Genomic DNA, 20,159 nt, shown 5'->3' on the forward strand with positions numbered 1-20,159 from the left:
TAATGGATAATTTTGCGGTTTTTGGTAATCCGGTTGCTCACAGTAAATCCCCTTATATTCATCGATTGTTTGCTGAGCAAACAGGTATTGAGCATCAATATGGGCGGATACTTGCTCCAATAGAACATTTTGAAAAATTGTTGGAGCAATTTTTTGTGCGGGGCGGTTTAGGAGCGAACATTACCGTTCCTTTTAAAGAACGTGCTTATGAATATGCACATAAATTGACTAAACGCGCAAAACTCAGTGGTGCAGTTAATACCTTAAAAATGGTTGAAGATAACCAGATTCTTGGTGATAACACTGATGGTGTCGGATTATTGGCGGACTTGCAACGACTTAATTTTATTAGCCAAGGGCAGCATATACTGATTATAGGGGCTGGTGGTGCAGCAAAAGGGGTAATTTCTCTTTTATTAGAGTCAGGCTGTAAGATTACTATCACTAATCGTACGTTTGCACGTGCGCAAGCAATAGCAGATAAATTTTTTGTATTAGGTCATATCCAAGCCGTTGATATAAAGTCCCTCCTGTCTCCGGATTTTGATCTTATCATTAATGCAACAGCTTCTGGTCTTAGTGGGAGCATTCCCGGAATATCACCATCGATTTTCTATAATAATAGTGCTTGCTACGATATGTACTATCAACAGGGATTCACTCCTTTCCTTGATTTTGCTAAGAGAAATAATGTATCACGTTTGGCTGATGGGTTAGGAATGCTGGTGGGACAGGCGGCACATGCTTTTGAGCTTTGGCACGGTGTATTACCAAAAGTAGAACCTATTTTAACTACTTTAAGGAAAGAGTTACACACATGAATCAAGCTATTCAATTTCCTGATCGCGAAGAATGGAATGAGCAGGAAAACAAAGTTATCTTCCCTGCTATGGTTGATGGTTTATTGGTACAGTGTATGATTAGCACCGATGAGTTAATTCATCGGTACGGTAAAGAGCTTCATCCACTCGATTTATTTCGCCAACATCGTTGGGATCTGGAGGAAGAATTTGAAAAAGTCATCCTGAGTGGAATGGATGATCAATTTGGGTGTTATTCTTTACCGTCTGATGTATCTGCTAAGTAATCATCTTTCCAACGGACATAGTTATTAGCAGAATAAAGAAGCCCTTCCAGTTCTTCAGGTTTAAGTTTTCTTACTTGTTTGGCGGGGCTACCTATATACAGATATCCACTCTCTAATGTTTTTCCTGGTGGAACAAGGCTAGCCGCTCCAATAATGACATTGTCTTCAATGACCGCCCCATCCAATATAATTGCACCCATTCCAACTAACACTCGGTTTCCGATCGTACAACCGTGTAAGATTGCCTTATGACCGATAGTGACTTCTTCACCTATGATTAGAGGGAAGCCATTGGGATTATTAGATGATTTATGGGTAACATGTAAAACAGAGCCGTCTTGGATATTTGTACGTGTACCAATAGAAACATAATTTACATCACCACGGATGACCACCAGTGGCCAGATACTTACATCATCCGCTAGTTTGACATCTCCAATCACGATAGATGTAGAGTCTAACATGACTCTTTGACCAACTTGAGGCCGTAATTTTAAGTATTGACGTAAAACAGTAGACATAAAAAATCTCAATGGTAGTAAAAGAGGGTAACAATTATATGAGATGTTATTGAGGAAAAGATCACCATGCAATGGAAGATTAGCGTTAATTTTATACTGGTTAGGTGGTTTTTATACTGATTGGTTTAAAAACTGTGCACTTGATAATAAAATTGCAAAAAAACTATTGTCAGCGCCGAAAAACACCCTATAATGCGCCACCACTGACCGACGCAGCGCTGAGACAAGCCGCTGAGGAAAGTCCGAGAAAAGCGAAAATAAACGCTTGACTCCGGAGGCAAAAAGCGTAAGATACGCCGCCTCGCAACCCGGAACAGAAGTTCGGTTGCCTATGCTCTTTAACAAATTAATCAGACAATCTGTGTGGGCACTCGCAGGACACGATCAAACGCCGCAAGGCGAAAAAGATTCAAGTCTTGAAGAGTGACTGAAGCAGTTAATTCATTGCGATACTGAACAGTGGAATTCTTTGAGCATCAAACACTTTTAATTGAAGAGTTTGATCATGGCTCAGATTGAACGCTGGCGGCAGGCCTAACACATGCAAGTCGGGCGGTAACAGGAAAGGGCTTTTGCACTTTTGCTGACGAGCGGCGGACGGGTGAGTAATGTCTGGGGATCTGCCCGGTAGAGGGGGATAACCACTGGAAACGGTGGCTAATACCGCATAACCTCTTTGGAGCAAAGTGGGGGACCTTCGGGCCTCACGCTATCGGATGAACCCAGATGGGATTAGCTAGTAGGTGGGGTAAGGGCTCACCTAGGCGACGATCCCTAGCTGGTCTGAGAGGATGACCAGCCACACTGGGACTGAGACACGGCCCAGACTCCTACGGGAGGCAGCAGTGGGGAATATTGCACAATGGGCGCAAGCCTGATGCAGCCATGCCGCGTGTATGAAGAAGGCCTTCGGGTTGTAAAGTACTTTCAGCGGGGAGGAAGGCGTGAGTCTGAACAGGGCTCACGATTGACGTTACCCGCAGAAGAAGCACCGGCTAACTCCGTGCCAGCAGCCGCGGTAATACGGAGGGTGCAAGCGTTAATCGGAATTACTGGGCGTAAAGCGCACGCAGGCGGCCAATTAAGTTAGATGTGAAATCCCCGGGCTTAACCCGGGAACGGCATCTAAGACTGGTTGGCTGGAGTCTCGTAGAGGGGGGTAGAATTCCACGTGTAGCGGTGAAATGCGTAGAGATGTGGAGGAATACCGGTGGCGAAGGCGGCCCCCTGGACGAAGACTGACGCTCAGGTGCGAAAGCGTGGGGAGCAAACAGGATTAGATACCCTGGTAGTCCACGCCGTAAACGATGTCGATTTGGAGGTTGTGCCCTTGAGGTGTGGCTTCCGGAGCTAACGCGTTAAATCGACCGCCTGGGGAGTACGGTCGCAAGATTAAAACTCAAATGAATTGACGGGGGCCCGCACAAGCGGTGGAGCATGTGGTTTAATTCGATGCAACGCGAAGAACCTTACCTACTCTTGACATCCACGGAATTTGGCAGAGATGCTGAAGTGCCTTCGGGAACCGTGAGACAGGTGCTGCATGGCTGTCGTCAGCTCGTGTTGTGAAATGTTGGGTTAAGTCCCGCAACGAGCGCAACCCTTATCCTTTGTTGCCAGCACGTGATGGTGGGAACTCAAGGGAGACTGCCGGTGATAAACCGGAGGAAGGTGGGGATGACGTCAAGTCATCATGGCCCAGACGAGTAGGGCTACACACGTGCTACAATGGCGGATACAAAGAGAAGCGACCTCGCGAGAGCAAGCGGAACTCATAAAGTCTGTCGTAGTCCGGATTGGAGTCTGCAACTCGACTCCATGAAGTCGGAATCGCTAGTAATCGTAGATCAGCATGCTACGGTGAATACGTTCCCGGGCCTTGTACACACCGCCCGTCACACCATGGGAGTGGGTGGCAAAAGAAGTCGGTAGCTTAACCTGCGGGGGGGCGCTGACCACTTTGTGACTCATGACTGGGGTGAAGTCGTAACAAGGTAACCGTAGGGGAACCTGCGGTTGGATCACCTCCTTAACCAAATGATGGTAACTTGTGAGTGTTCACACAGATTGTCTGATGACTGTAAGACGAGCAAGCGTCTGCGAAGAGACTGACTGTCCCCTTCGTCTAGAGGCCTAGGACATCGCCCTTTCACGGCGGTAACAGGGGTTCGAATCCCCTAGGGGACGCCACTTTGCTCAGGCCCCGGGTGAAAGCCGGCGCCAACCGATATTGTTAAGCGTGACTTGCGAGTCAGTTTAGCAATATTTGCTCTTTAACAATCTGGAACAAGCTGAAAATTTGAAACCATCAATAGGGTCCTTGACGATATTGATGCGTCTCTCAACATACTCCAATTCGAAGACACCTTCGGGTTGTGAGGTTAAGCGACTAAGCGTACACGGTGGATGCCTAGGCAGTCAGAGGCGATGAAGGACGTGCTAATCTGCGAAAAGCGCCGGTGAGCTGATATGAAGCCCTATCAGCCGGCGATGTCCGAATGGGGAAACCCAGTGCAATCCGTTGCACTATCATTCACTGAATCCATAGGTGAATGAGGCGAACCGGGGGAACTGAAACATCTCAGTACCCCGAGGAAAAGAAATCAACCGAGATTCCCCCAGTAGCGGCGAGCGAACGGGGAGCAGCCCAGAGCCATCAACAATATCAGTGCCAGGAGAACGGTCTGGAAAGGCCGGCAGTAAAGGGTGACAGCCCCGTATCCGAAGGCGCCGGTGTTGGGAGCTCGAAGAGTAGGGCGGGACACGTGGTATCCTGTCTGAATGTGGGGGGACCATCCTCCAAGGCTAAATACTCCTGACTGACCGATAGTGAACCAGTACCGTGAGGGAAAGGCGAAAAGAACCCCGGCGAGGGGAGTGAAAGAGAACCTGAAACCGTGTACGTACAAGCAGTGGGAGCACCCTTTGGGGTGTGACTGCGTACCTTTTGTATAATGGGTCAGCGACTTATATTCTGTAGCAAGGTTAACCGTTTAGGGGAGCCGCAGGGAAACCGAGTCTTAACAGGGCGCTCAGTTGCAGGGTATAGACCCGAAACCCGGTGAGCTAGCCATGGGCAGGTTGAAGGTTGGGTAACACTAACTGGAGGACCGAACCGACTAATGTTGAAAAATTAGCGGATGACTTGTGGCTGGGGGTGAAAGGCCAATCAAACCGGGAGATAGCTGGTTCTCCCCGAAAGCTATTTAGGTAGCGCCTCGTGAATTCATCTCCGGGGGTAGAGCACTGTTTCGGCTAGGGGGTCATCCCGACTTACCAACCCGATGCAAACTGCGAATACCGGAGAATGTTATCACGGGAGACACACGGCGGGTGCTAACGTCCGTCGTGGAGAGGGAAACAACCCAGACCGCCAGCTAAGGTCCCCAAGTCATGGTTAAGTGGGAAACGAAGTGGGAAGGCTCAGACAGCCAGGATGTTGGCTTAGAAGCAGCCATCATTTAAAGAAAGCGTAATAGCTCACTGGTCGAGTCGGCCTGCGCGGAAGATGTAACGGGGCTAAACCATGCACCGAAGCTGCGGCAGCGATATGAATATATTGTTGGGTAGGGGAGCGTTCTGTAAGCCGGTGAAGGTGGGTCGTGAGGCCTGCTGGAGGTATCAGAAGTGCGAATGCTGACATAAGTAACGATAAAGCGGGTGAAAAACCCGCTCGCCGGAAGACCAAGGGTTCCTGTCCAACGTTAATCGGGGCAGGGTGAGTCGACCCCTAAGGCGAGGCCGAAAGGCGTAGTCGATGGGAAACAGGTTAATAGTCCTGTACTCGGTGTTACTGCGAAGGGGGGACGGAGAAGGCTAGGCCGGCCGGGCGACGGTTTGTCCCGGTTGAAGCGTGTAGGTGGGGTGACCTGGCAAATCCGGTCATCCATAACACTGAGGCGTGATAACGAGCCACTACGGTGGTGAAGTGGTTGATGCCCTGCTTCCAGGAAAAGCCTCTAAGCATCAGGTAACATTGAATCGTACCCCAAACCGACACAGGTGGTCAGGTAGAGAATACTCAGGCGCTTGAGAGAACTCGGGTGAAGGAACTAGGCAAAATGGTGCCGTAACTTCGGGAGAAGGCACGCTGGCATGAGGTGAAGGGCCGTGCGCCCGGAGCTGAAGCCAGTCGCAGAGACCAGCTGGCTGCAACTGTTTAATAAAAACACAGCACTGTGCCAACACGAAAGTGGACGTATACGGTGTGACGCCTGCCCGGTGCTGGAAGGTTAATTGATGGGGTTAGCGGCAACGCGACGCTCCTGATCGAAGCCCCAGTAAACGGCGGCCGTAACTATAACGGTCCTAAGGTAGCGAAATTCCTTGTCGGGTAAGTTCCGACCTGCACGAATGGCGTAATGATGGCCAGGCTGTCTCCACCCGAGACTCAGTGAAATTGAACTCGCTGTGAAGATGCAGTGTACCCGCGGCAAGACGGAAAGACCCCGTGAACCTTTACTATAGCTTGACACTGAACATGGAGCCTTGATGTGTAGGATAGGTGGGAGGCTTTGAAGTGTGGACGCCAGTCTGCATGGAGCCATCCTTGAAATACCACCCTTGAATGTTTGATGTTCTAACGTGGACCCGTTATCCGGGTTGCGGACAGTGTCTGGTGGGTAGTTTGACTGGGGCGGTCTCCTCCCAAAGCGTAACGGAGGAGCACGAAGGTTGGCTAATCACGGTCGGACATCGTGAGGTTAGTGCAAAGGCATAAGCCAGCTTGACTGCGAGCGTGACGGCGCGAGCAGGTACGAAAGTAGGTCTTAGTGATCCGGTGGTTCTGTATGGAAGGGCCATCGCTCAACGGATAAAAGGTACTCCGGGGATAACAGGCTGATACCGCCCAAGAGTTCATATCGACGGCGGTGTTTGGCACCTCGATGTCGGCTCATCACATCCTGGGGCTGAAGTAGGTCCCAAGGGTACGGCTGTTCGCCGTTTAAAGTGGTACGCGAGCTGGGTTTAGAACGTCGTGAGACAGTTCGGTCCCTATCTGCCGTGGGCGCTGGAAGATTGAAAGGGGCTGCTCCTAGTACGAGAGGACCGGAGTGGACGCACCGCTGGTGTTCGGGTTGTCATGCCAATGGCATTGCCCGGTAGCTACGTGCGGCAGAGATAACCGCTGAAAGCATCTAAGCGGGAAACTTGCCTTAAGATGAGTCTTCCCTTGTCCCTGAGAGGACACATAAGGAACGTTCGAGACGAGGACGTGGATAGGCCGGGTGTGTAAGCGTAGCGATACGTTGAGCTAACCGGTACTAATGCTCCGAGAGGCTTAACCTGACAACACCGAAGGTGTTTTGGGGCCGAGAGACGAAAACAGTTTCAGAGAAAGACACATAGCGTCATCAGCTTGTTCGGGATTGAAGACAGGATTTGTCTGGCGGCAATAGCGCGGTGGTCCCACCTGACCCCATGCCGAACTCAGCAGTGAAACGCCGGCGCGCCGATGGTAGTGTGGGGTCTCCCCATGTGAGAGTAGGGCACTGCCAGACATTCATTTAAAGATGTTGCTGGTACAAAAAGCAGCATAGAAAAGCAATTCGGTGGTGCGGTAGTTCAGTTGGTTAGAATACCGGCCTGTCACGCCGGGGGTCGCGGGTTCGAGTCCCGTCCGCACCGCCACCGTATTTAGGGGCGTAGTTCAATTGGTAGAGCACCGGTCTCCAAAACCGGGTGTTGGGAGTTCGAGTCTCTCCGCCCCTGCCAGTTAATAACTAAGTAATAATTGAATAGTTTTCAGATTAATAGCCCAGCTAATTTTAGCTGGGTTTTTCTTTTTTATTCGTGGCATTATAAAATCGCTATATTTCTCCGCTTAGATCTCCGGTACGCATTTCCTTAAAGCTCTTTATAGAACGCAATCAGCTTGTTGCAGGTGCTTTTTCAACAGGTATTTTTAATAACTGTTGGATGAATGCATGCTGGTCACTATTTTGCAGCCAGACGGCATATAGAGGCCGTTTGATTGGCTCATTATTGGGAGCCGTGATAAGGTTAGGGTAATCATCAAGCCAGTGTGTAGGCAGAAATGTCGCAGCATTTACACTATCTAACAATTCTCTGGCGATATGAGCCGAAGTGGTTGTAATGATCGGTGGGTGATCATTTTTCAAAATCTGTTGTTCTTGGTGGTGAAAATCAGCTCCCCACTCGAGTTTGATGTAATTTTCTATACCTTGTTCGAGATTATGTTGGGTTGTTAATAAAACAAGTTGGATACTACCGATCACCTGACTTTGGAATTCATCCATTTTTGGGGGTTCTGTTGTGATTAAAAGATCTAATTCACGCGAGTGCAGTTGTTTGACCAGAGACTGACGTGTAGAGACTCTTGATTCAATTCTCATTCCTTGGTTATCCCGATAAAACATATTTAACCAAGGAGTTAGGTAGGCTTCCCATAGGGATGCTGTAGCACCGATAGAGAGCTCTGTATGTTGTGAGACATAGTTGATCTCTTTCTTCGCTAACTGCCAAGTATTCATTAACGATTCTGCATAAGGGACAAGGCGCTCGCCAGCCGCAGTTAGGCGAATATTATTGCGATGTCGGGTGAATAAATTAGCACCTAACTGATTTTCTAGTTGTCGTATCCGAAAGCTAACTGCGGATTGTGTTAGATAGAGTGATTCAGCTGCCCGACCAAAGTGACGAGTCTTACTGACTTCCAAAAAGGTTTTCAGTAATTCGGTGTCCACATGCATCTCCAATAGTTTTTATCGTTAAGATTTAAATATTTTGTTTTACAGAATGTCAAGCCTCCCTAATACTCCGCGCCATAATTAGTATGACTGTAGAGTTAGGAGTGTGTCAGATGGCTGAAAGCTTCATCACGACTAATCGTTTTTTTGATAATAAAAATTATCCACGCGGGTTTTCTCGTCACGGGGATTTCACCATCAAAGAGGCCCAATTGTTAGAACGTCATGGTCATGCGTTCAATGAATTGGATCTTGGTAAACGTGAACCACAAACGGACGAAGAAAAATTGTTTGTCGCCGTTTGCCGTGGTGAACGTGTCCCTGTAACAACAGAGGAAAAAGTATGGGCTAAGTATTTGGCGAAAATTAGCCGTCCAAAACGTTTCCATACTCTTTCCGGCGGAAAACCACAGTTAGATTCTTCTGAGGACTATACTGATTCTGATGATTAATATCATCATTGGGATGACAGATCCATTAAGAGGGGCGAATGAGCCCCTTTTCTACGTCATCCAACCTGTTTTTGTAGCTGAATAAGTAACCTATCCATGCTCCGGTAACTAAGAGCTTCCATAATATCCGGTCTTTCTATTCTCTTTTGCTCTTTCAAATCTGCAATCGTACGTGAAACCTTTAATATCCGGTGCCAGGCACGTACAGACAGCCCTAATTTTAATAAAGTGTTTTCCAGAAAAACGGCATCTTCCATTTTTAGTTTACAAACACATTCAGTTTGTTGGCGATTAAGATGAGCATTTACATGCTCACACCGCTCTATTTGTATGTTTCTGGCATTTTGTACTCTCTTTTTGACTTCATGGCTACTTTCACCATGTTTTGTTGATGATTGACTCAAGATACCCGGAGGGAGTAGAGGAACTTCAATGGAGAGGTCAAAACGATCTAAAAAAGGACCTGAAAGTTTGGAAAGATAGCGCAATATTTGTTGCGGACTACTGCGATTGTGTAATCCCTGATGATATCCTGTCGGGCTTGGATTCATGGCCGCAATCAATTGGACTTGGGCAGGAAAACAAACTTTTGCCCTTGCACGAGATATGATAATTTCGCCAGATTCTAGTGGTTCACGTAATGCATCAAGCACACTTCGATTAAACTCGGGCAATTCATCCAAGAATAAAACGCCATTGTGTGCAAGTGAAATTTCTCCAGGTTTAGGGATTGAGCCTCCACCAACGAGAGCGGCCATTGATGAACTGTGATGAGGCGCCCTAAACGGTCGTATATGCCATTTTTTGGGATTAATTGACTGACCAGCCAGACTATTGATGGCCGCGACTTCCAGCGCTTCCTGATGCGTTAGAGGCGGTAATAGGTCGCATAACCGACTGGCTAGCATTGTTTTACCTGTACCGGGAGGCCCAAGTAGCAGAAGATTGTGGCCACCTGCGGCAGTGATCTCCAGAGCACGCTTGGCTTGCTCTTGTCCAATAATGTCTCGTAGATCTAACAGTGGTGGCTCATTTTGTGGAGCAACTGGGGAAGGAGAGGATAATATTGTTTTTTCGCCATGCAAAAAATGGCAAACTTGTAGTAAGTGATTAGCTAATAACGTTTCACTTTGGGATAAGATAGCTAATTCAGTTTGATTTTCTGTGGATAAAATCAATTGCCTACCTGCATTTTTGGCACTTAGTGCTGCGGGAATGGCACCCATAATCTTACGTATCTCACCTGAAAGTGCTAACTCTCCCAAAAACTCATAATTATGCAATTCATTTGGCGGAATTTGCTCTGAAGCGGCCAAAATTGCAATAGCGATAGGTAAATCATATCTTCCTCCTTCTTTGGGAAGGTCTGCCGGAGCCAGGTTAACTGTGATTCTTTTGGGTGGATAGGTAAAACCACTATTGATCAAAGCACTTCTGACACGATCTCTGGCTTCTTTAACTGTTGTTTCCGGCAAACCAACCAGTGTTAAACCAGGTAAACCATTACTGATGTGTGCTTCTATTGTGACGATGGGAGAATCAATACCTATTGTTGCCCGTGTATAGATGATGGCGAGTGTCATGTGCTCTCCTTAGCAAGAAAGCAATTATCATGAATTGATAAAAAATAATAAAAAGTCTCCTTTTGTTATTTTGCGAAGACACTCGAAAATATATTTATTTTTAATTGTTTCTTAAACTTATTCATTGACAATGTATTGTTATTTCTTGTTTTTTTGTTTGGTGATAATCTCTGTGGTATATGTGAAATAAAATTATACGGTATTATTATTGAGTTGATTATTTTATTGTTTAGATGAACTAATTAGCTGTTTTTATTTTTTGTTTATAATGATACTGCCGCATAAAATGCCTCTTTTAGCATTTATATCTTGCAATTAGGTTATTAAATTGTATTTATGTAATTTATCTTATTAATTATTTTATAAAACATATAGATAGTAATTGTTTATCCTCATTAAAGGAATGAGTGCTGTTAACTTTGCTAGTTTTTTGGTTATCTGGATGAAAAATATAAATAAAATTATTTTTCAAATAAAAAATCAAAATAATCATTGTCAACAATTATAGAAAGTGATACTTGTAAAATATACGTCGAACATGTGAATGAGAACGAAAAGAATTATGAGTAAATTTGTTCTAGTGATTAGCCTAATTATTAGCGTGGTAGTGATTATTCTACCGTGCGGGGCTGCACTTGAACGAAGGAAGGCGTAGACAGAAAGATAGCCAGATTTCACGAAGAAGCCCCCGCACCGAAAAGGAGCGGGGGCTTTTTTTTACACATATCAAAAAACGAACATAAAACAACACCAAAACAGGCCACTGACAGAGTAAACGCAATAGGAGGATGGTATGAACGGTGCTCAATGGGTTGTACAAGCATTACGAAAGCAGGGAGTTGAAAAAGTTTTCGGTTATCCAGGCGGAGCTATCATGCCTGTGTATGATGCTTTGTATGATGGCGGTATTGAACATTTGTTGTGCCGACATGAACAAGGAGCGGTTATGGCTGCCATTGGCTATGCGAGGGCAAGTGGTAAGCCTGGAGTTTGTATCGCGACATCAGGACCTGGCGCAACAAATTTGATTACCGGATTGGCTGATGCTTTGTTGGATTCTGTTCCCGTCGTTGCTATTACTGGTCAAGTAAGTTCTGAAGCTATCGGCACAGATGCTTTTCAAGAAATCGATATGTTGGGACTTTCTCTTGCCTGTACCAAACATAGTTTTCTGGTGGAATCGCTGGAAAAATTGCCTCAAGTTATGGCTGAAGCCTTTGCCATTGCCATGGAAGGCCGTCCTGGTCCCGTTTTGGTGGATTTACCGAAAGATATTCAGTTAAAACAAGGTGAATTCGCACCTTACTTAATGCCTGTCGTTGCCCTGTCTTCTCTGCCTGAGCGTGAACTGGAACAAGCTCGCCATATGATGGCTTGTTCTAAAAAACCTATTTTGTATATCGGGGGAGGCGTTGGAATGTCAGATGCGGTGCCTGAATTACGCCGTTTAGTGGCAGAGACGGGGCTGCCTGTTGTCTCTACACTCAAAGGATTGGGGGCTGCGGATGCTGAGCATGAATGTTATTTGGGAATGCTGGGAATGCATGGCACAAAGGCTGCCAATTTCGCGGTTCAGTCCTGTGATTTGCTTATTGCTGCCGGAGCTCGTTTTGATGACCGCGTAACCGGGAGACTGAATACCTTTGCTCCGCACGCCAAAGTCATCCATTTGGATATCGACCCTGTCGAATTAAATAAGTTGCGTCAGGCACATGTTTCATTATTGGGGAATTTAAAAACGTTGTTGCCTCATTTACAGCAGCCTTTGTCGATCAAGGCATGGCAACAAGAAGTTAAACAGTTAAAAAACGAACATGCATGGTGCTATGACTATCAGGGGGACAGTATTTATGCTCCCGCACTGTTAAAACAGATATCTGAGCGCAAGCCATCAAATACTGTTATTACCACCGATGTGGGACAGCATCAGATGTGGACTGCCCAACATATGACATTTGATGGGCCTGAGAATTTCATTACTTCCAGTGGGTTGGGCACGATGGGATTTGGCATCCCGGCGGCGATTGGTGCACAAATGGTTCGCCCGGAGGATATGGTCATTTGTATATCCGGTGATGGTTCTTTCATGATGAATGTTCAGGAATTAGGCACTATTAAACGCAAAAAATTACCTATCAAGATGGTCTTGCTGGATAACCAACGTCTGGGGATGGTTAAGCAATGGCAGGAATTATTTTTTGATAAACGCTATAGCGAAACGATCCTAACTGATAACCCTGATTTTATTACCTTAGCAAAATCCTTTGATATTCCAGGCCAACACATCACAGACAAGTCGCAAATCAATACGGCGTTAGACGCCCTTTTCAACAGTGAAGGTCCCTATTTACTACATGTATCCATTAATGAATTAGAAAATGTTTGGCCATTGGTTCCACCTGGCGCAAGTAACGCAAATATGTTGGAGAGATCATTATGATGCAGCATCAACTTGCTATTCAGGCACGATTCTGTCCTGAAATTCTTGAAAGAATTCTGAGAGTTACCCGCCATCGCGGTTTTCAGATATGCGCATTGAATATGGATCATACAATAGATAGTGATAATGTAAGTATTGAACTCACTGTCGCTAGTCAGCGTCCTGTAAATTTGCTTTTTTCCCAGTTGATGAAGCTGGTTGATGTTGCTGATGTTGAGATACAACACAAAAAATCACAATTGATAAGCGCATAGTGCGCATTTGAAGGAAACAGAAGAATGACAAAGCAAGCTGATTATATTTGGTTCAATGGGGAAATGGTTCCCTGGGCTGATGCAAAAATACACGTTATGTCCCACGCTCTGCATTACGGAACGTCCGTATTTGAAGGTGTCCGTTGTTACAACTCGCACAAAGGGCCTGTTGTTTTTCGTCATCGTGAACATATGCAGCGCTTACATGATTCAGCCAAGATTTACCGTATGCCCGTGAGCCAGAGTGTCGATGAATTAATGGAAGCTTGTCGTGAAACACTCCGTAAAAATAAATTAGTCAGCGCTTACATTCGTCCACTGGTTTTTATTGGTGATGTGGGCATGGGGGTAAATCCTCCTGCGGGTTATAAAACAGATGTCATTATTGCCGCTTTTCCGTGGGGAGCGTATCTCGGAGAAGCAGCACTGGAACAAGGCATTGATGCGATGGTTTCTTCATGGAACCGTGCTGCGGCAAATACAATTCCAACAGCGGCAAAAGCGGGTGGTAATTACTTATCTTCTTTGCTGGTGGGTAGTGAAGCCCGGCGCCATGGTTATCAGGAAGGGATCGCTTTGGATGTTCATGGCTATATTTCAGAAGGTGCGGGTGAAAACCTATTTGAAGTCAAAAATGGTGTTTTGTTCACCCCGCCATTCACTTCCGCTGCGTTACCGGGGATCACACGAGATGCCATCACCAAACTGGCACAGGATCTCGGTCTGGAAGTTCGTGAGCAGACCCTTTCCCGCGAATCACTCTATCTGGCTGATGAAGTCTTTATGACCGGAACAGCAGCAGAAATTACGCCAGTCCGTAGTGTAGATGGTATTCAGGTTGGAATTGGTAGATGTGGGCCTGTCACCAAAAAAATTCAGAGTGCATTCTTCGGTCTATTTGATGGTTCGACAGAAGATAAACGGGGCTGGTTAGATCCAGTCAATCCTTAATAACCTGATTCCTTTATAACTAAGACAAAATTTAACAGGCGGCTCGTTCCCCGCTTGTTTTCTGATGCTGATTAGATAGACACGGGAGTGAAAAGTAATGCCGAAATACCGTTCTGCCACGACAACTCATGGCCGCAATATGGCTGGGGCACGTGCTTTATGGCGTGCCACGGGGATGACTGATGCGGACTTTGGTAAGCCCATCATCGCCGTTGTGAACTCATTTACTCAATTTGTGCCCGGGCATGTTCATTTGCGGGATTTGGGCAAACTGGTGGCTGAACAGATTGAGGCATCCGGTGGAGTCGCAAAAGAATTTAACACCATCGCAGTTGATGATGGCATTGCAATGGGGCATGGAGGAATGCTTTATTCTCTGCCTTCCCGTGAGCTGATTGCCGATTCGGTCGAATATATGGTGAATGCACATTGTGCGGATGCAATGGTATGTATTTCCAACTGTGACAAGATCACACCGGGCATGTTGATGGCATCACTGCGTTTGAATATTCCGGTTATTTTTGTCTCCGGAGGCCCGATGGAAGCGGGTAAAACGCGTTTATCCGATCAGATCATCAAATTGGATCTGGTTGATGCGATGATCCAGGGAGCCAATCCGAATATTAGCGATGAACAGAGTGAGCAAATCGAACGTTCTGCTTGCCCGACCTGTGGTTCCTGTTCCGGTATGTTTACTGCGAATTCAATGAACTGTTTGACAGAAGCACTGGGGCTTTCGCAACCGGGTAATGGATCGCTACTTGCTACACATGCAGATCGTAAGACCCTATTTATCAATGCGGGTAAGCGTATTGTTGAATTAACCAAACGTTATTATGAACAAAATGATGGCAGCGCTTTGCCACGTAATATTGCGACCAAAGCTGCATTTGAGAATGCCATGACACTGGATATTGCGATGGGAGGGTCGACAAACACTGTTCTGCACTTATTGGCAGCAGCGCAGGAAGGTGAAGTTGATTTCACTATGGCAGATATTGATCGTCTGTCTCGCCAGGTGCCCCATTTATGCAAGGTGGCGCCAAGTACTCAAAAATACCATATGGAAGATGTACATCGAGCGGGTGGAGTGATTGGTATTCTTGGTGAGCTGGATCGTGCTGGATTGTTGCATCGAAATGTGAAAAACATTCTGGGCTTGGACTTGTCACAAACGTTGACTCAGTACGACATCATGCTGACAGAGGATGACGATGTTAAGAGCATGTACGCGGCGGGGCCAGCAGGAATTCGTACTACCCAAGCGTTCTCGCAGGATTGTCGTTGGCCGTCTTTGGACACAGACCGGAAAGAAGGGTGTATTCGTGAACGTGCTCATGCTTACAGCCAAGATGGGGGACTGGCTGTTTTGTATGGTAACGTTGCCGCGGATGGTTGTATCGTGAAAACAGCGGGAGTGGATGAGAGTATTCTCACTTTCCGTGGCCCTGCTAAAGTTTATGAAAGTCAGGAAGATGCAGTAGACGCGATTCTGGGTGGAAAAGTTGTTGCGGGGGATGTTGTGGTTATTCGTTATGAAGGCCCGAAAGGTGGTCCTGGTATGCAGGAAATGCTCTATCCAACCACTTACCTAAAATCAATGGGATTGGGAAAAAGCTGTGCTTTGATCACTGATGGGCGTTTTTCAGGAGGTACATCTGGGTTATCGATTGGCCATGTTTCTCCTGAAGCAGCTAATGGTGGCTTGATTGGATTGGTGCATGACGGCGATATCATCAATATTGATATTCCAAACCGTAAAATCCAGTTGAATGTCAGCGAAAAAGAGCTGACTGAACGGAAACAAGCTGAATTATCTCGTGGCGATAATATGTGGACACCTAAATCCCGAAAGCGTCAGGTTTCTTTTGCATTGCGGGCTTATGCTTCATTAGCGACCAGCGCTGACAAAGGTGCTGTACGTGATAAGACTAAGCTGGGGAGTTGATTGTGGCGGTTTATCCTCTTAATACTGAACCCAAGGGAGCGGAATATCTCAAAGCCGCACTGAGTGCACCGGTTTATGATGTTGCTCAAGTCACCCCATTACAGGAAATGAAAAAAATCTCTGCTCGTTTAGATAACACTATCTTGGTTAAACGAGAAGATCGTCAGTTGGTACACAGCTTCAAATTGCGTGGTGCTTACGCGATGATTGCCAGCTTAACGGAAGAGCAAAGAGCTAAAGGCGTGATCACCGCGTCTGCGGGCAATCATGCACAAGGTGTTGCATTATCGGCCAGTAAGGTTGGTGTTAAAGCCACTATAGTGATGCCGATAGCTACAGCAGATATTAAAGTTGATGCAGTACGCAGTTTTGGTGGTGAAGTGCTATTACATGGCGCAAATTTCGATGAAGCGAAAGCAAAAGCGATTGAGATGTCAAAAGAACATAGTTACACCTTCGTACCACCATTTGATCACCCTGCTGTGATTGCTGGTCAGGCAACTTTGGCGATGGAGCTTTTACAGCAAGATGTTCATCTTGATCGCATTTTTGTTCCTGTTGGTGGAGGTGGATTGATTGCTGGTGTTGCAGTTCTCATCAAACAACTCGTACCAGAAATGAAAGTCATTGGTGTGGAAGCTGAGGATTCTGCCTGTTTGAAAGCTGCGCTGAAAGCCGGGTATCCCGTTGACTTACCCAGAGTCGGGTTATTTGCGGAAGGTGTTGCCGTTAAACGTATTGGTAATGAAACATTCCGTTTATGTCAGCAATATGTTGATGATGTGATTACGGTAGATAGCGATGCCATTTGTGCAGCCATGAAAGATATTTTCGAAGATGTCAGAGCGATCGCAGAGCCTTCCGGGGCTTTGGCGCTGGCGGGATTGAAGAAATATGTCCAGCAGCACCAGATTAGGGGAGAGAGACTCGCACATATTCTTTCTGGCGCTAATGTGAATTTTCATGGTTTACGTTATGTCTCTGAACGTTGTGAACTGGGGGAGCAGCGTGAAGCTTTGCTAGCGGTAACTATTCCTGAACAAAAAGGCAGTTTCCTGAATTTCTGCCAGATACTGGGTGCCCGCTTTGTGACAGAATTCAGCTACCGTTATTCAGATGCTGCCGCTCCAGATAAAGCCTGTATTTTTGTCGGGATACGATTGGGGCGTGGAAATGCTGAACGCATTGAAATCATTGAAGAACTAAAAACTGCTGGCTATCAGGTATCTGATTTTACTGATGATGAAATGGCGAAACTGCATGTTCGTTATATGATCGGTGGAAGACCACCCAGACTATTGCAGGAGCGGTTATTTAGTTTTGCTTTTCCCGAATCACCGGGAGCATTGCTGAAATTTTTGCAAACATTAGGAGCACACTGGAATATCACACTGTTTCATTATCGTAGTCATGGCACAGATTATGGGCGTGTACTGGCCGCTTTTGAATTGTCAGGGTCGGAAGTCTGTTTTGATCGGCATCTAAATGAATTGGGTTATGAATACCATGATGAAACTGATAATCCCTCATTTAATCTGTTGTTGAAATAGAGACAGTTAATATTATGAGAAATAGCACCTTTTGGAGTGCTATTTTTTTCATGGGATCAGGTTATTTCATAGGATAATAATCCCCAGAATGCTTTTATCAGTGGTTCATGCAGCCGCTTGCCAAGAGCACAAACCCCTAATTCAAACGGTTCAACCAACGAAATATTTTCCAGCAATAATATACGGTTGCGTACCGGCTCTGGGCTATTTTCAACGACAACCGCAGGGATTAACGCAATACCACAACCTAAAGCGACCATGGAAACAATCGCTTCATGACCAGAAACTGTAGCATAAATCTGTGGATGGTTAATTTTGTGCCGGCGGAACCAAAGTTCAATACGCTTACGGGAAGGCCCGTGTTCCGGCAAAATGAATGGGATTGCGTTCCAGTCTGGTTGCTCTTGTGTAGCAAACGATCGTACTGCACAAGGCAAAGAAGGAGCGATCAGTACTAGCGGAATTTCACCAATCTTGGTAAAGCGGACATTATCAGGCAGCTTTTCTGGTTTACCTGCAATGCCTAAATCTGCTTCTTCAGATTGCACCTTATAAACAGCGTCTGCGGCATCCCCCGTTGTCAGTTTAATTTCCACCAAAGGATGTTCAGCCCGAAATTTATCCAGAACCTGCGGAAGATGGCTATAAGCGGCAGTAACCGAACAAAAAAGGCGTAATTCTCCCGTTAAAGATGGGCTTTGGTGATTCAATGAATGGAGCAATTGCTGATATTGCAGCAAAGTTTGTTGGGCAAATTGCTTTAATTGCTCCCCTGCGGAGGTCAGTTTCACTGTCCGATTGTCTCGCAGAAATAGTGAATGCCCCAATTGTTCTTCAATACGTTGAATTTGGCGTGAAAGCGTGGATGGACTGACATGCATAGCTTTGGCTGTGCGACCAAAATGACAACTTTCTGTAAGATGTAAAAATAATTTTAGATCACGTAAGTCCATCGTTCTTTTGCCTTTTACTAGGTTTTTTTGCTATATATCCGCCGTATGGTGGGAGATTGTCACAAAAAAGACATGTTGCATAAATTGCAATATAGTCTTGTCAATATATCAATTTAAGCAATGGATTTCATGTCATATATTGGCTTTATGTAAACAACATCACACCTAATTATATCGGAGTCACCATGGCTAATTATTTTGATACATTGAACTTACGCCAGAAATTGGCGCAGTTAGGCAAATGTCGTTTTATGACGCGGGAAGAATTTGCTGACGAGGCAGGGTATTTAAAAGGCAAGAAAGTGGTGATTGTCGGCTGTGGTGCGCAAGGATTAAATCAGGGGCTGAATATGCGTGATTCTGGCCTGGATATTGCTTATGCTCTGCGTAAAGAAGCCATTGCAGAGAAACGTGCATCATGGCGTAAGGCAGCTGAGAATGGTTTCAACGTCGGCACATATGAAGAATTGATCCCACAAGCTGATTTGGTCATTAACCTGACTCCGGACAAACAGCACTCTGCGGTTGTACAGGCTGTTCAACCGTTAATGAAATCAGGTGCGGCTTTGGGATATTCCCATGGTTTTAATATTGTCGAAGTGGGTGAGCAGATCCGTAAAGACATTACGGTTGTGATGGTTGCTCCGAAGTGCCCGGGAACCGAAGTGCGTGAAGAATATAAGCGCGGATTTGGTGTTCCGACACTGATTGCCGTACATCCAGAAAACGATGCAAAAGGCGAGGGCATGGCAATTGCAAAAGCATGGGCAGCCGCAACCGGAGGCCATCGTGCAGGGGTTCTGGAATCCTCTTTTGTGGCAGAAGTGAAATCTGACTTAATGGGTGAGCAAACTATTCTGTGTGGGATGTTACAGGCGGGTTCTCTGTTGTGTTATGACAAGCTGGTGGCTGATGGCGCAGAGCCGGGTTATGCGGGTAAATTGATCCAGTTTGGTTGGGAAACCATCACAGAAGCCCTGAAACAGGGTGGCATTACATTGATGATGGACAGGCTTTCTAATCCAGCAAAACTGCGTGCTTATGCTCTTTCTGAACAGTTGAAAACCATTTTAACTCCACTATTCCAAAAACATATGGATGACATTATTTCTGGTAAATTCTCTTCCACTATGATGGCTGACTGGGCGAATGATGACAAAGATCTGCTGACCTGGCGTGCAGAAACAGGTCAAACGCCATTCGAAAACTATCCTGATTATAACGGTCACATCAGTGAGCAAGAATATTTTGATCATGGCGTACTGATGGTTGCTATGGTTAAAGCCGGGGTAGAGCTGGCATTTGATACAATGGTAGATTCAGGCATTATTGAAGAATCCGCTTATTATGAATCACTACATGAGCTGCCATTAATTGCGAATACCATTGCTCGTAAGCGTCTCTATGAAATGAACGTGGTGATTTCTGATACGGCAGAATATGGTAACTACCTGTTCTCTTATGTTGCGGTGCCATTATTGCAAGAAAAATTCATGCCAACCCTACAGACCGGGGATTTAGGTAAGGCCGTTGTTGATAAAGGTATCGATAATGCTCAATTACGCGATGTTAATGACGCTATCCGTAACCATTCAATTGAGGTTGTAGGCCGGACTTTACGTGGTTATATGACAGATATGAAACGTATTGCTGTCGGCGGATAATACCTACTGACAATGCCAATCTATTGTATGCCCGATATTGTGTATC

Annotated in this window: 14 protein-coding genes, 3 tRNA genes and 3 rRNA genes; 16 read left to right on the plus strand and 4 right to left on the minus strand. The window is 45.9% G+C overall.

What is annotated here, in order from left to right; translation table 11 throughout:
- Positions 1-2 precede the first annotated feature (2 nt).
- Together aroE and BDD26_RS01235 are read left to right on the plus strand one after the other, a co-directional pair.
- Positions 3-821 carry a shikimate dehydrogenase gene (aroE, locus tag BDD26_RS01230; protein WP_115825334.1) on the plus strand — a complete coding sequence of 273 codons (819 nt, stop codon included), beginning with the start codon at positions 3-5 and terminating at the stop codon, positions 819-821.
- Entirely contained in the window at positions 818-1,087 is a 270-nt protein-coding gene (locus BDD26_RS01235) for a DUF1488 family protein (protein ID WP_038269656.1), read from the plus strand. Before aroE ends, BDD26_RS01235 begins: the two co-directional genes overlap by 4 nt.
- On the opposite strand, the gene BDD26_RS01240 is transcribed toward BDD26_RS01235, so the two are convergent.
- Complete coding sequence (locus BDD26_RS01240; protein ID WP_115825335.1) at positions 1,054-1,608, minus strand: gamma carbonic anhydrase family protein; 555 nt, start codon at positions 1,606-1,608, stop codon at positions 1,054-1,056. The genes BDD26_RS01235 and BDD26_RS01240 overlap by 34 nt on opposite strands.
- 487 nt (positions 1,609-2,095) lie before the next feature.
- Here BDD26_RS01240 and BDD26_RS01245 point away from each other — a divergent pair.
- From BDD26_RS01245 to BDD26_RS01270, 6 genes are all read left to right on the plus strand, one after another.
- Positions 2,096-3,640, plus strand: a 16S ribosomal RNA gene (locus tag BDD26_RS01245).
- Between the two features lie 82 nt (positions 3,641-3,722).
- Positions 3,723-3,798, plus strand: a tRNA-Glu gene (locus tag BDD26_RS01250).
- 189 nt (positions 3,799-3,987) lie between these two features.
- Positions 3,988-6,897 (plus strand): 23S ribosomal RNA (locus tag BDD26_RS01255).
- A 96-nt stretch (positions 6,898-6,993) separates the two neighbouring features.
- Positions 6,994-7,109, plus strand: a 5S ribosomal RNA gene (gene rrf, locus BDD26_RS01260).
- The 16S, 23S and 5S rRNA genes sit together here with 3 tRNA genes alongside, the layout of an rRNA operon.
- Positions 7,110-7,162: 53 nt before the next feature.
- Positions 7,163-7,239 (plus strand) — tRNA-Asp (locus BDD26_RS01265).
- A gap of 8 nt (positions 7,240-7,247) precedes the next feature.
- Positions 7,248-7,323: transfer RNA gene (locus tag BDD26_RS01270), tRNA-Trp, on the plus strand.
- A 155-nt stretch (positions 7,324-7,478) separates the two neighbouring features.
- On the opposite strand, the gene hdfR is transcribed toward BDD26_RS01270, so the two are convergent.
- Positions 7,479-8,315 (minus strand): HTH-type transcriptional regulator HdfR, encoded by an 837-nt coding sequence (hdfR, locus tag BDD26_RS01275; RefSeq protein WP_038268551.1) that lies wholly within the window; start codon positions 8,313-8,315, stop codon positions 7,479-7,481.
- A gap of 116 nt (positions 8,316-8,431) precedes the next feature.
- Between hdfR and BDD26_RS01280 the strand changes: the two genes are divergently transcribed.
- Positions 8,432-8,770, plus strand: coding sequence for a MaoP family protein (locus BDD26_RS01280; RefSeq protein ID WP_038268549.1), 339 nt, complete (start codon positions 8,432-8,434; stop codon positions 8,768-8,770).
- Between the two features lie 56 nt (positions 8,771-8,826).
- Here BDD26_RS01280 and BDD26_RS01285 read toward each other — a convergent pair whose 3' ends face one another.
- Entirely contained in the window at positions 8,827-10,353 is a 1,527-nt protein-coding gene (locus BDD26_RS01285; protein WP_115825336.1) for a YifB family Mg chelatase-like AAA ATPase, read from the minus strand.
- 562 nt (positions 10,354-10,915) lie between these two features.
- On the opposite strand from BDD26_RS01285, the gene BDD26_RS20705 reads away from it, so the two are divergent.
- The 6 genes from BDD26_RS20705 (at position 10,916) to ilvA (ending at position 17,496) form a co-directional block, all read left to right on the plus strand.
- Complete coding sequence (locus BDD26_RS20705) at positions 10,916-11,008, plus strand: IlvGEDA operon leader peptide (protein ID WP_145956602.1); 93 nt, start codon at positions 10,916-10,918, stop codon at positions 11,006-11,008.
- A gap of 138 nt (positions 11,009-11,146) precedes the next feature.
- Positions 11,147-12,793: an acetolactate synthase 2 catalytic subunit gene (gene ilvG / locus BDD26_RS01295; RefSeq protein ID WP_115825338.1), complete on the plus strand. Its 1,647-nt coding sequence runs from the start codon at positions 11,147-11,149 to the stop codon at positions 12,791-12,793.
- On the plus strand, positions 12,790-13,047 hold the full coding sequence (gene ilvM / locus BDD26_RS01300; protein WP_038268543.1) for an acetolactate synthase 2 small subunit: 258 nt from the start codon (positions 12,790-12,792) through the stop codon (positions 13,045-13,047). Before ilvG ends, ilvM begins: the two co-directional genes overlap by 4 nt.
- Positions 13,048-13,071: 24 nt before the next feature.
- The gene (locus BDD26_RS01305; RefSeq protein WP_038268541.1) at positions 13,072-13,998 is read left to right on the plus strand and encodes a branched-chain amino acid transaminase; all 927 of its coding nucleotides are present in this window, start codon (positions 13,072-13,074) and stop codon (positions 13,996-13,998) included.
- A 97-nt stretch (positions 13,999-14,095) separates the two neighbouring features.
- Complete coding sequence (gene ilvD / locus BDD26_RS01310; protein WP_038268539.1) at positions 14,096-15,946, plus strand: dihydroxy-acid dehydratase; 1,851 nt, start codon at positions 14,096-14,098, stop codon at positions 15,944-15,946.
- Positions 15,947-15,948: 2 nt separating this feature from the next.
- Entirely contained in the window at positions 15,949-17,496 is a 1,548-nt protein-coding gene (gene ilvA, locus BDD26_RS01315; protein WP_115825339.1) for a threonine ammonia-lyase, biosynthetic, read from the plus strand.
- A gap of 56 nt (positions 17,497-17,552) precedes the next feature.
- Here ilvA and ilvY read toward each other — a convergent pair whose 3' ends face one another.
- Positions 17,553-18,449, minus strand: a complete 897-nt coding sequence (ilvY, locus tag BDD26_RS01320) for an HTH-type transcriptional activator IlvY (RefSeq protein WP_038268537.1) — start codon at positions 18,447-18,449, stop codon at positions 17,553-17,555.
- A 185-nt stretch (positions 18,450-18,634) separates the two neighbouring features.
- Between ilvY and ilvC the strand changes: the two genes are divergently transcribed.
- A complete protein-coding gene (gene ilvC / locus BDD26_RS01325) occupies positions 18,635-20,113 on the plus strand; it encodes a ketol-acid reductoisomerase (protein ID WP_115825340.1) in 1,479 nt (492 codons plus the stop codon).
- The last annotated feature ends 46 nt before the right edge of the window (positions 20,114-20,159 follow it).

It is taken from the genome of Xenorhabdus cabanillasii (assembly GCF_003386665.1).
Taxonomy (GTDB): domain Bacteria; phylum Pseudomonadota; class Gammaproteobacteria; order Enterobacterales; family Enterobacteriaceae; genus Xenorhabdus; species Xenorhabdus cabanillasii.